Raw genomic sequence first — 12,299 nt, 5'->3', positions numbered from 1 at the left:
AAGGAAGAAAATGGAAAGATTATATAAAAAATTAAAAAGTTATGGGCAGTCGGATTATTATCCATTTCACATGCCGGGACATAAGCGAAATAAGGCATCTTCAGCAGGAGAGTTTCCTTTTGAGAGAGACATTACGGAGATTTCCGGATTTGATAATCTTCATCATGCAGAAGGAATCCTGAAGGAAGCACAGGAATATGCAGCTAAGATTTATGGGACAAAGAAATGTTTTTTTAGTGTAAATGGAAGCACAGCTGCACTTCTGGCAGCAGTCAGTGCAAGCGTAAGTAAAGGTGGCAGGATACTTGTGGCAAGAAACTGTCATAAAGCAGTTTATCATGCATTGTACTTAAGAGAATTACAGCCTGTCTATATTTATCCACACGAAGATCACCGGCTGGGGATAAACGGAGGGATTTCTGCCGAGCGTGTGGAAAGATATCTGGAAGAAAATCCGGATGTACAGGCATTTCTGCTGACATCTCCTACATATGACGGAATTGTGTCTGATATAAAGGCGATTGCAGAAATGGTGCATAGACATGGGATTCCACTGATTGTGGATGAAGCACATGGTGCACATTTTCATTTTTCGGATTATTTTCCGGTTTCGGCGGCAGATCTGGGAGCAGATATCGTCATTCAGAGTTTTCACAAAACGCTTCCATCTATGACACAGACAGCGGTGATTCATATATGCAGTGACATGGCAGATGTGGAGAAAATCAGAAGATTTATGGGCATTTATCAGACCAGCAGTCCTTCTTATATTCTGATGGCAAGCATGGATGCGTGTATGGATAAATTAAAAAAAGATGGGCAGCAGATGTTTCGGGAATTTACCTTTAATCTGGAACAAGCCAGACAGCGACTGTCAAATTGTGAAAAGATAAGGCTGATCGAAGCCTCTATGATTAAGGGAACCGGAATCTATGATTTTGACAGATCGAAGCTTCTCTTTTCAACAGTGGAAACTTCAATTAATGGACATCAGCTTCACGGGATGCTTCGCGACAGATTTCATATTGAGATGGAAATGGAAGCGGAGAAATATGCGCTGGGGATTGCGGCAGTTGGAGATACCAAAGAGGGATTTGAAAGATTATGTGATGCGATTGAACAGATTGATACAGAGACAGAATTCGTAGCTTCAGCAGAGGAATCCCAGGAGACTGTTTCTTATGCGAGAATGAAGCAGCTTATGAGTATTTCCCAGGCAATGGATGCACAGCAGAGAAGATATCCTCTGGAAGAGAGTATTGGAAAGGTCAGTGCAGAGTTTGCTTACCTGTATCCGCCGGGAATCCCGATTATTGTGCCGGGAGAGCAGATAACTGGACAATTCGTACGAAATGTGAGAAGATACATGGAACAGGGACTGGAAGTGCAGGGGCTTAGTGATATATCTGCTGAGACGATCTGCGTGGCGGCCCGAAATGAATCGGGACAGGAAGATGACAGTCCGGCAAAGGAATAAAATAGCAGACATGGGAAAGATATTTTACATTATGGGAAAAAGTGCGTCCGGAAAAGACAGAATTTATTCACTTCTGGCCGCACATAAGGAACTGAATTTAAAGACATTGGTCCTGTATACGACACGCCCTATCAGGGCGGGGGAACAGGATGGGAGGAATTACTACTTTGTAGATGATAAGAAACTGAAAGAATTTCGCAGAAACGGAAATCTGATCGAGGCGAGAGCATATCATACCGTTCACGGAATCTGGACATATTTTACCGCAGATGACGGACAGGTGGACCTGACTGGTTCTGATTACCTTGGTATTGGAACGCTGGAATCTTTTAAGAAAATGCGTAAATATTATGGGGATGATGCGGTCTGTCCTGTTTATATCCAGGTAGAAGATGGTGAAAGACTTAGCCGCGCTCTTAAGAGGGAGCGTGAGCAGGCAAATCCGAAATACGAGGAAATGTGCAGACGGTTTATTGCGGACCAGTCGGATTTCTCAGAGGAGAACATTCTCCGGGCCGGAATATGGAAACGTTTTCAGAATATAGATCTCGACGAATGTGTGAAAGAAATCGTAAATTATATAAAATCTATGCAATAGATCTTCTTTTATGGTATAATATCTTACAAAACGGACTGGTGAGGTGATTCTTATGATGGGATTTAACAACATTATCGGACATGATGAGATTATCGGACATTTAAAAAATGCAATAGATGCGGGAAAAATATCGCATTCTTATATTTTTACCGGCGAACCAGGTTCTGGTAAGAAACTTCTTGCAGGAACTTTTGCGGCTACACTCCAATGTGAAGCCGGCGGTACAGAACCGTGTCAGAAATGTGATTCCTGTAAGAAAGCTATGGGCAAGAATCATCCGGATATTATTATGGTTACACATGAGAAACCGGGAACGATCACAATTGATGAGATCAGGGATCAGGTGATTCATGATGTGGATATCAGGCCATATTACAGTCCCTACAAGATTTATATTATTGCAGATGCAGATCTTATGACACCGCAGGCACAGAATGCTCTTCTTAAAACAATTGAGGAGCCGCCGGAATATGCAGTGATCATGTTATTGACGAATAATATAGGCGGACTGCTTCCAACGATTCAGTCAAGATGTGTTCGTCTTGACCTGAAGGTAGTAGATGATGGTCTTGTGAAGAAATACCTGATGGAACATCTTCATGTTCCTGACTATCAGGCAGAGATTGATGCGTCTTTTGCACAGGGAAGTATCGGAAGAGCAAAGGAAGCCGCCACTTCCCAGGAATTTGCAGAGATGACGCAGAATGCACTGAGAATCCTTAAATATGCAAATACCATGGAAGTTTATGAACTGTCAGATGCGATCAAGAGCCTTTCAGGAGAGAAACAGAACATTAATGATTATCTGGATATTTTCCAGTTCTGGTTCAGAGATGTCCTGATGTTCAAGGCAACACAGGAAGTTGATAATCTGGTATTTAAGCAGGAAATTAATTTTATCAGAGAACAGGCGAAACAGCGTTCCTATGAAAATCTGGAGAAAATCCTGGATTCCATTCAGAAGACAAAGGTACGTCTGAAAGCAAATGTTAATTTTGACCTGGCATTTGAATTACTGTTCCTGACGATCAGGGAGAAATAGAATGACAAAAGTAGTAGGCGTAAGATTTCGTAATGTAGGCAAGATTTATTATTTCAGCCCTAAGGATTACGAGATTAAAACTGGCGATCATGTGATCGTGGAGACTGCCCGTGGAATAGAGTACGGGAAAGTTGTACTTGCACCGAGAGAAGTAGGTGAGGAAGATGTTGTTCATCCTCTCAAAGAAGTACTCCGCGTAGCGACAAAGGAGGACGATGAGCGAGAGGCACAGAACAGAGTCAGAGAGAGAGAAGCGTTTAAAATCTGTCAGAAGAAGATTCGTGAGCATGGTCTGGAGATGAAGCTGATAGATGCGGAATATACATTTGATAACAATAAAGTATTGTTTTATTTTACGGCAGACGGCAGAATTGATTTCCGTCAGCTTGTAAAGGATCTCGCAGCAATTTTCAAAACACGTATTGAACTTCGACAGATCGGTGTTCGTGATGAAACGAAGATTCTTGGTGGAATCGGTATATGTGGAAGATGTTTGTGCTGTCATACTTATCTTTCAGAATTTGCACCGGTATCTATTAAGATGGCGAAAGAGCAGAATCTGTCTCTTAACCAGACAAAGATTTCCGGAGTATGTGGAAGATTAATGTGCTGTCTGAAGAATGAGCAGGAAACATATGAGGAACTGAATAAGAAACTTCCGGGACTGGGCGATTCTGTCACAACTCCGGATGGACTTACAGGAACTGTACACAGTGTGAACGTACTTCGTCAGCGTGTAAAGGTAATCGTTGAGATTAATGACGAGAAAGAGATTCAGGAATTTCCGGTGGATGAACTGAAATTCCGTCCTAGAAAGAAGAAAGTCAAAGTCTCAGACAAAGAATTAAAGGAACTTGGAAATCTGGAAGACAAAAAAGGAGATTCCAAATTAAATGACTGATCAGCTGGTAAAAGATAACGAACGCGTAGATGACCTTCAAAACGGATATTATGTGATTCAGGATCCGGATAAATTCTGTTTTGGAATGGATGCGGTTCTTCTTTCCGGCTTTGCAAAAGTGAAAAAAGGTGAGATTGCTCTGGACATGGGAACAGGAACAGGAATTATTCCGATTCTGCTCAAGGCTAAAACAAGTGGAAAACATTTCACAGGCCTTGAGATTCAGCAGGAATGTGCAGATATGGCCGGACGCAGTGTCATGTATAATCACCTGGAGAACGATGTTGATATCGTGCAGGGAGATATTAAAGAGGCTGCTGAGATTTTTGGGGCGGCCTCTTTTGATGTAGTGACAAGCAATCCACCTTATATGATTGGACAGCACGGACTGAGAAATCCGGATATGCCAAAGGCAATCGCCAGACATGAAGTATTATGTAATCTGGAAGATGTGGTAAGTCAGGCAGCAAAAGTTCTGAAAGAGCGTGGGAGATTTTATATGGTGCACAGACCATTTCGGCTTGCAGAGATTATGAATGTTCTTACAAAATACCGCCTGGAGCCGAAAAGAATGCAGCTGGTGTATCCATACATAGACAGAGAGCCGAATATGGTTCTGATTGAGGCATTAAAAGGCGGAAATTCCAGAGTGACAGTGGAGCCGCCGTTGATCGTATATAAAGAGCCGGGAGTTTATACGGAGAATATCCTGAAGATTTATGATATGATCTGATGAACAGGAATTGTGGAAAAATCATAATTGTTCAGTTGCTTTACAGCTACAAAAAAACATTATCGGCAAAGTAATATGAGAGGAATAAATTATGAGTGGTAAATTGTATTTGTGCGCAACACCCATAGGAAACCTGGAGGATATCACACTCCGGGTACTTCGCACATTAAAAGAAGTGGACCTTATCGCAGCAGAAGATACCAGAAACAGTATCAAACTGCTGAATCATTTTGATATAAAGACACCTATGACCAGCTATCATGAATATAACAAAATCGACAAGGCATATGTACTGATCAACAAAATGCAGGAAGGCCAGAATGTTGCATTGATCACAGATGCAGGCACACCTGGTATTTCTGATCCGGGAGAAGAACTGGCTGCGATGTGTTATGAGGCTGGAATCGAGGTAACATCACTTCCTGGACCTGCTGCCTGTATTACAGCACTGACATTGTCCGGGCTACCAACGAGAAGATTTGCTTTTGAAGCTTTTCTGCCGGCAGATAAGAAAGAACGAAAACAGATTCTGGAAGAACTGAAGAATGAAACGAGAACCATTATTCTCTATGAAGCACCCCACAGACTGGTAAGGACTCTGGAGGAACTGAAAGAAACGTTGGGAAACCGCAGGATGACGCTTTGCAGAGAACTGACAAAGAAACATGAAACTGCTTTTCATTCTACGATTGATGATCTGATTCTGTATTATCAGACGGAGAAACCACTGGGTGAATGTGTTCTGGTAATCGAAGGCAGAAGCAGAAAAGAAATGGAAGAAGAACAGAAAGCTTCCTGGGAAAAAATAACGATAGAAGAACATATGGAACTATACGAAAACAAAGGCCATTCCAGAAAAGAAGCCATGAAACTGGTGGCAAATGACAGAGGTATGACGAAGAGAGATGTTTATCAGTATCTCATTAACAATTCGGATGAATAAGAAGCAAAAACCACAGAAGAATTTATAGGAGAATTCCCGTTAGCGGGGATTCTTTTTATATAATTTGTAGCAAGAAACAGGCTTTTGTGCTATAATAAATTTGTATTATTATGTCCAAATACCAGAATATATTTGAAGACCTGTTTAGTTACTGAGAATGAAGTGAACAGTAACCCAGTTCATGGTTTCTTGTGGAAATTAACCCGCAAGGGTTTTCAGATATATTCTGGTGATAACTATATATAACAGGAGGAAAGAAATGGGCGGAGAAAATACAGAATACGGAGCGGATCAAATCCAGATTCTGGAAGGTTTGGAAGCCGTACGAAAGAGACCAGGTATGTATATCGGAAGTACATCCGGCAGAGGTCTTCATCATCTGGTTTATGAGATCGTAGACAATGCAGTTGACGAAGCACTTGCTGGATTTTGTACGGAGATTCAGGTAGTTATTAATCCGGATAATTCTATCACAGTCGTAGATAACGGACGTGGTATTCCGGTAGGTATCAATCATAAAGCAGGAATTCCTGCTGTCGAAGTAGTATTCACCATTCTTCATGCCGGTGGTAAGTTCGGCGGTGGAGGGTACAAGGTTTCAGGTGGTCTTCATGGAGTAGGTGCATCTGTAGTAAACGCACTTTCTACCTGGCTGGAAGTAAAAATTTACCATGAAGGTAAAATTTATCAGCAACGTTATGAGCGTGGTAAAACAATGTATCCTCTGAAAGTTGTAGGAGATTGTGAGCCGGATAAATCAGGAACGACTGTTGTATTCCTGCCGGATAAAGAAATCTTTGAGGAAACAGTATATGACTACGATATCCTGAAACAGCGTCTGAGAGAGATGGCGTTTTTGACAAAAGGACTGAGAATCTGTCTGAAAGATACCAGAGAAGGAATGGAAAGAGAGAAAGTTTTCCATTACGAAGGTGGTATCCGTGAGTTTGTAAGCTATCTTAACAGAAGTAAAGAGGCACTGTATCCGGAGATTATTTACTGTGAAGGGCAGCAGAACGGTGTATCTGTAGAAGTTGCCATGCAGCACAATGACTCTTATACCGAGAACTGCTATGGATTTGTAAATAACATTAATACACCTGAGGGCGGTACTCATATTGTAGGTTTCAGAAATGCTCTGACTAAAACATTCAATGATTATGCAAGAAAGAATAAATTGCTCAAAGACAGCGAACCGAACTTGAGTGGTGATGACATCCGAGAGGGTCTGACTGCTATTGTCAGTGTCAAGATTGAGAATCCTCAGTTTGAGGGACAGACAAAACAGAAACTTGGAAACAGCGAAGCAAGAGGTGCTGTTGACAGCGTGGTAAGCAGACAGCTTGAAATCTTCCTTGAACAGAATCCGACAGTAGCGAAAGCTACCGTAGAGAAATCTGTCCTTGCACAGAGAGCACGTGAGGCTGCACGTAAGGCTCGTGATCTCACCAGAAGAAAATCAGCACTTGATAATATGTCACTTCCTGGAAAACTTGCTGACTGTTCAGACAAGAATCCGGAGAACTGCGAAATTTACATCGTAGAGGGAGATTCCGCCGGTGGTTCTGCAAAGACAGCCAGAAATCGTGTAACACAGGCGATTCTTCCACTGAGAGGTAAGATCCTGAATGTAGAGAAAGCACGTCTGGACAAGATTTATGCAAATGCTGAAATCAAAGCAATGATCACAGCTTTCGGAACAGGTATCCATGATGACTTTGATATCAGTAAGCTTAGATATCACAAGATCATTATCATGACTGATGCCGATGTCGATGGTGCACATATCGCGACTTTACTGCTGACTTTCCTGTATCGTTTTATGCCGGAACTTATCAAACAGGGTTATGTATACCTTGCTCAGCCACCGTTATATAAGATTGAAAAGAACAAGAAAGTATGGTATGCATACGATGATGATGAGCTGAATCAGATTCTGACAGATATCGGTCGTGACGGAAATAACAAGATTCAGCGATACAAAGGTCTTGGAGAGATGGATGCAGACCAGCTTTGGGAGACAACTATGGATCCGGAGAAGAGAATTCTTCTCAAGGTTACCATGGATGAAGCAGCAACTTCTGAAATCGACCTGACATTTACTACACTGATGGGTGATAAAGTAGAGCCAAGACGTGAATTTATTGAAGAGAATGCAAGATTTGTAAAGAATCTGGATATCTGATAATAGGGAGAATAGATAAATGGAAGATAATATTTTTGACAAAGTCCACGAGGTGGATCTGGAAAAGACCATGAAGGACTCTTACATTGACTATGCAATGAGCGTTATCGCGTCCAGAGCATTGCCGGATGTAAGAGATGGTCTGAAACCGGTTCAGCGTCGTGTATTGTATTCCATGATAGAGTTGAATAATGGTCCTGACAAGCCACATCGTAAATGTGCGCGTATTGTCGGTGATACAATGGGTAAATATCACCCACATGGTGACAGTTCTATTTATGGTGCACTTGTAAATATGGCACAGGAATGGTCTACCAGATATCCGCTGGTAGACGGACATGGAAACTTTGGTTCTGTAGACGGTGACGGGGCAGCAGCCATGCGATACACAGAGGCACGTCTGAGCAAGATTTCCATGGAAATGCTGGCAGATATCAACAAAGATACAGTTGATTTCCAGCCAAACTTCGATGAGACAGAGAGAGAGCCTGTTGTTCTGCCATCCCGTTATCCAAATCTTCTGGTAAACGGAACTTCCGGTATTGCGGTAGGTATGGCAACCAATATTCCGCCTCATAATCTGAGAGAAGTTATAGATGCTGTTGTCAAAATCATTGATAACACGATTGAAGAACAGAGAGAAACCACTATGGAGGAAATCCTGGACATCGTAAAAGGTCCTGATTTCCCAACTGGTGCCACGATTCTTGGCAGAAGAGGAATTGAAGAGGCATACAGGACAGGACGTGGAAAGATCCGCGTACGTGCGGTAACAAATATTGAGACTCTTCCAAACGGAAAATCCAGAATTATCGTTACAGAGCTTCCATACCTCGTAAACAAAGCGCGTCTTATCTCAAAAATTGCAGATCTTGTAAGAGATAAAAAGATTGATGGAATCACAGACCTTAACGACCATTCCAGCCGTGAAGGCATGAGAATCTGTATTGATCTGCGAAAAGATGCAAATGCGAACGTAGTTCTGAATTTACTGTACAAGCATACACAGCTGCAGGATACTTTTGGCGTAAATATGCTTTCTCTTATTCCAAATAACGGAAGTCTTGAACCAAAAGTGTTAAACCTGAAGGAAATGCTGGAATACTATCTGGCTCACCAGGAAGATGTAGTGACCAGAAGAACAAAATATGATCTGAATAAGGCAAGAGAACGTGCTCATATCTTAGAGGGTCTGCTGAAAGCTCTTGACAATATTGATGAAGTAATCCGTATTATCAGAGCTTCTCAGAATGTACAGATCGCAAAACAGGAATTAATGGAGCGTTTCGAGCTGACGGACGTTCAGGCTCAGGCAATCGTAGATATGCGTCTGCGTGCCCTGACAGGTCTGGAAAGAGAGAAACTGGAAGCAGAGTATGCTGACTTAATGGAAAAAATCCGCAAATACGAAGCAATTCTTGCTGACAGAAATCTTCTGCTTCGCGTGATTCGTGAAGAAATTCTCGCAATCGCAGAGAAATATGGAGATGAGAGAAAGACTGCCATTGGATTTGACGTATATGATATCTCTACAGAGGATCTGATTCCAAGAGAGAATACAGTAATCACAATGACTAAACTGGGATATATCAAGAGAATGACAGTAGATAATTTCAGAAGTCAGAACAGAGGTGGAAGAGGAATCAAGGGAATGCAGACTCTTGAAGACGATTACATTGAAGAACTTCTGATGACGACCACACATCATTATCTGATGTTCTTCACAAATACAGGACGAGTATACCGTCTGAAAGCATATGAGATTCCTGAGGCAGGACGTACCGCAAGAGGAACAGCAATCATTAATCTCTTACAGCTTATGCCGGGTGAATTTATCACAGCAGTGATCCCAATCCGTAAGTTTGATGAGGGAAATTATCTGATGATGGCTACAAAGAACGGCCTTGTGAAGAAAACTCCGACTGAGGACTATGCAAATGTCCGTAAGACAGGACTGGCAGCGATTACTCTGCGCGATGATGATGAGTTGATCGAAGTCAAATTAACTGATGATAAGAAAGATATTATTCTTGTTACAAAGAATGGCCAGTGTATCCGCTTCAAAGAGACAGATGTAAGAAGCACCGGAAGGACTTCCATGGGTGTACGAGGCATGAACCTTGATGATGGCGATGAAATTGTCTCCATGCAGCTGAATTCTCAGGGAGACTGTCTGCTTATCGTATCTGCTAATGGTATGGGTAAACGTACTTCTATGGGTGAATTTACCTGCCAGAATCGTGGCGGAAAAGGTGTGAAGTGTTATAAGATTACAGAGAAAACCGGTGATGTAATTGGTGCGAGAGCTGTAAATGAGGATAACGAAGTAATGCTGATCACGACAGAAGGCATTATTATCAGAATTGCATGCTCCGATATTTCCATTCTTGGAAGAATCACCTCAGGTGTAAAACTGATTAATCTTACAGAGGGTGTAACTGTAGCCAGCGTAGCCAAAGTAAGGGATAAAGAAGAGAAAGACCAGAATACACAGCTGGTAGCAGGAGAGGAAATTTCAGAAGCTGTATCAGCTATAACAGAAGAAACTGCTCAGGATGCACAGGGTGAGAACAGAGGAGAAGAGGAATAACCATGAAAAAATGGTATAGATATCTTGTAGCGGGAGTGTTGGTATTACTGACACTCTGCGTGGCAGGATGCGGGGGTGTAAGTCATAAATCACCGGAAAAAGTAACAGAGGAACTGATACAGTCCTATGTTGATGGAAAAGAAAGCAAAGTAAAAGACTGCTATAATCAGAAAGATAATACCGAAGCAGATCTTCAGACAGAAATTACGGCAACGCTCAATTACTTTAAAGCACATAATCCAAAGAAAGTATCTGTTCAGAACTGTGAGATTCTTTCAGAGAATGATAAGTATACATATGTATATATTACATATAATCTGGTTCTGGAGGATGACCAGGAGTATCCATGTGTAGGAACCTATATGGTAGGTAAACAGGATAAAACATATTATATCATGGCTCCATCTCAGATCACAGATGATATGAGAACTCAGGCTGCGACAGAGTATGCCAAATTTATGAAAACAGATTCATATAAGACATATACAAAAGCATACGAGACATTTATCAAGAAGAATCCGGGATATGAAGATAAGATTTCGGAAAAAATAGGATCATAATATATCGAGGACAAAAAATGAAAAGAATATTATTTATGGTATTGAGAAATCTTTTCTTTGTTCCATATGGATGGTTCAAGTTGTGCTGGTATGCGTCACATGTGGACCGCTATACAGAAGAGGAAAGATATAAGCTTCTACAACAGGTAGACCACAGAGCAATACGGGGAGGAAACCTGATCATTGATGCACATGGAGTAGAGAACATACCAAAAAAAAATGGATTTATGTTCTTTCCAAATCATCAGGGATTGTTTGATGTACTTGCAATCATACAAGTATGCCCGGTGCCATTCTCTGTAGTTGCCAAGAAGGAACTTACGGATGTTCCGTTTCTGAAACAGGTATTTGCATGCATGAAAGCTTTTATGATCGATCGTGAGGATGTAAGACAGTCTATGCAGGTGATTCTTCAGGTTATCAAAGAGGTAAAGAAAGGACGCAACTATCTGATCTTTGCAGAGGGAACCAGAAGCAAAGATGGAAATCATCCGCAGGAATTTAAAGGCGGGAGCTTTAAAGCCGCAACAAAATCAAAATGTCCGATCGTGCCGGTCGCATTGATCGATTCTTTTAAAGCATTTGATACAGGCTCTATTAAGAAGCTGACTGTACAGGTGCATTTTCTGGAACCAATATATTATGAAGAATATAAGGATATGAAAACAACAGAAATTGCATCAGAGGTAAAAAGACGTATCGAAGAAACCATAGCCAGATATGCCTAAAATTGCGTATTTATGCTGGAAAATAGTTATGATTCGCTATAGAATCAATGACGAAAAGAAGTTGAAAATAAAAAATATGAAAAAAAGTAAAAAAACCTGTTGACAAAACAGGTTTTTTTACATATAATTACAAATGCGCTTCGGGAAGTTTCAAAGTGCATTCGAATTTAATATTGAACTATTAGTTCGGAGTCTGGAGAAGTACTCAAGAGGCCGAAGAGGTGCCCCTGCTAAGGGTATAGGTCGCTAACGCGGCGCGAGGGTTCAAATCCCTCCTTCTCCGCTTTGTTTTTTTGAAAAAATGCTTTTTTTAAAAAAATAAAAAAGATGTTGACAAACGCTTGAGACTATGATAAAGTAAACAAGCTGTCAACGGGCAGTGAATCGGTTGGAAAAAGATTTGAAAAAAACTTAAAAAAGTTCTTGACAAATCAAAAACAACATGATAAAATAAACAAGCTGTCGCAAGACAGACAACCTTGATAACTAAACAGTGAAACACATACGATTCTCGAAAATTCTTTACATTTTTAAGAACGGTT

10 protein-coding genes and 1 tRNA gene are annotated in these 12,299 nt (G+C 41.2%); all 11 read left to right on the top strand.

What is annotated here, in order from left to right:
• The first annotated feature begins 10 nt into the window (after window positions 1–10).
• The 11 genes from ACTNC0_RS15065 (at window position 11) to ACTNC0_RS15015 (ending at window position 12,040) form a co-directional block, all read left to right on the top strand.
• Window positions 11–1,477: an aminotransferase class I/II-fold pyridoxal phosphate-dependent enzyme gene (locus ACTNC0_RS15065; protein WP_441088016.1), complete on the top strand. Its 1,467-nt coding sequence runs from the start codon at window positions 11–13 to the stop codon at window positions 1,475–1,477.
• A 10-nt stretch (window positions 1,478–1,487) separates the two neighbouring features.
• Window positions 1,488–2,075 carry a guanylate kinase gene (locus ACTNC0_RS15060; protein ID WP_441088015.1) on the top strand — a complete coding sequence of 196 codons (588 nt, stop codon included), beginning with the start codon at window positions 1,488–1,490 and terminating at the stop codon, window positions 2,073–2,075.
• Window positions 2,076–2,127: 52 nt separating this feature from the next.
• Window positions 2,128–3,117 carry a DNA polymerase III subunit delta' gene (gene holB, locus ACTNC0_RS15055; RefSeq protein ID WP_441088014.1) on the top strand — a complete coding sequence of 330 codons (990 nt, stop codon included), beginning with the start codon at window positions 2,128–2,130 and terminating at the stop codon, window positions 3,115–3,117.
• A 1-nt stretch (window position 3,118) separates the two neighbouring features.
• Window positions 3,119–4,018, top strand: a complete 900-nt coding sequence (locus tag ACTNC0_RS15050) for a PSP1 domain-containing protein (protein ID WP_117676554.1) — start codon at window positions 3,119–3,121, stop codon at window positions 4,016–4,018.
• Window positions 4,011–4,751 carry a tRNA1(Val) (adenine(37)-N6)-methyltransferase gene (locus ACTNC0_RS15045; RefSeq protein ID WP_117845292.1) on the top strand — a complete coding sequence of 247 codons (741 nt, stop codon included), beginning with the start codon at window positions 4,011–4,013 and terminating at the stop codon, window positions 4,749–4,751. Before ACTNC0_RS15050 ends, ACTNC0_RS15045 begins: the two co-directional genes overlap by 8 nt.
• Before the next feature lie 91 nt (window positions 4,752–4,842).
• Entirely contained in the window at window positions 4,843–5,694 is an 852-nt protein-coding gene (gene rsmI, locus ACTNC0_RS15040; protein WP_441088013.1) for a 16S rRNA (cytidine(1402)-2'-O)-methyltransferase, read from the top strand.
• Between the two features lie 259 nt (window positions 5,695–5,953).
• The gene (gene gyrB / locus ACTNC0_RS15035; protein ID WP_441088012.1) at window positions 5,954–7,879 is read left to right on the top strand and encodes a DNA topoisomerase (ATP-hydrolyzing) subunit B; all 1,926 of its coding nucleotides are present in this window, start codon (window positions 5,954–5,956) and stop codon (window positions 7,877–7,879) included.
• Window positions 7,880–7,898: 19 nt separating this feature from the next.
• Window positions 7,899–10,469, top strand: coding sequence for a DNA gyrase subunit A (gyrA, locus tag ACTNC0_RS15030; protein WP_441088011.1), 2,571 nt, complete (start codon window positions 7,899–7,901; stop codon window positions 10,467–10,469).
• A gap of 2 nt (window positions 10,470–10,471) precedes the next feature.
• A complete protein-coding gene (locus ACTNC0_RS15025) occupies window positions 10,472–11,029 on the top strand; it encodes a hypothetical protein (RefSeq protein ID WP_441088010.1) in 558 nt (185 codons plus the stop codon).
• A gap of 17 nt (window positions 11,030–11,046) precedes the next feature.
• A complete protein-coding gene (locus tag ACTNC0_RS15020) occupies window positions 11,047–11,757 on the top strand; it encodes a lysophospholipid acyltransferase family protein (protein WP_441088009.1) in 711 nt (236 codons plus the stop codon).
• A 195-nt stretch (window positions 11,758–11,952) separates the two neighbouring features.
• Window positions 11,953–12,040, top strand: a tRNA-Ser gene (locus ACTNC0_RS15015).
• Window positions 12,041–12,299 lie beyond the last annotated feature (259 nt).

The organism is Blautia sp. HCP3S3_B11, from assembly GCF_052064435.1.
GTDB lineage: Bacteria > Bacillota > Clostridia > Lachnospirales > Lachnospiraceae > Blautia_A.
The sequence above is the reverse complement of the archived record's forward strand: the minus strand, read 5'-3'. Positions and strand labels throughout refer to the sequence as shown.

What these genes read in the sequence shown, in the direction of transcription:
- ACTNC0_RS15065 (WP_441088016.1), top strand. Translation starts at nt 11, where the DNA reads ATGGAAAGATTATATAAAAAATTAAAAAGTTATGGGCAGTCGGATTAT.
- ACTNC0_RS15060 (WP_441088015.1), top strand. Translation starts at nt 1,488, where the DNA reads ATGGGAAAGATATTTTACATTATGGGAAAAAGTGCGTCCGGAAAAGAC.
- holB (WP_441088014.1), top strand. Translation starts at nt 2,128, where the DNA reads ATGATGGGATTTAACAACATTATCGGACATGATGAGATTATCGGACAT.
- ACTNC0_RS15050 (WP_117676554.1), top strand. Translation starts at nt 3,119, where the DNA reads ATGACAAAAGTAGTAGGCGTAAGATTTCGTAATGTAGGCAAGATTTAT.
- ACTNC0_RS15045 (WP_117845292.1), top strand. Translation starts at nt 4,011, where the DNA reads ATGACTGATCAGCTGGTAAAAGATAACGAACGCGTAGATGACCTTCAA.
- rsmI (WP_441088013.1), top strand. Translation starts at nt 4,843, where the DNA reads ATGAGTGGTAAATTGTATTTGTGCGCAACACCCATAGGAAACCTGGAG.
- gyrB (WP_441088012.1), top strand. Translation starts at nt 5,954, where the DNA reads ATGGGCGGAGAAAATACAGAATACGGAGCGGATCAAATCCAGATTCTG.
- gyrA (WP_441088011.1), top strand. Translation starts at nt 7,899, where the DNA reads ATGGAAGATAATATTTTTGACAAAGTCCACGAGGTGGATCTGGAAAAG.
- ACTNC0_RS15025 (WP_441088010.1), top strand. Translation starts at nt 10,472, where the DNA reads ATGAAAAAATGGTATAGATATCTTGTAGCGGGAGTGTTGGTATTACTG.
- ACTNC0_RS15020 (WP_441088009.1), top strand. Translation starts at nt 11,047, where the DNA reads ATGAAAAGAATATTATTTATGGTATTGAGAAATCTTTTCTTTGTTCCA.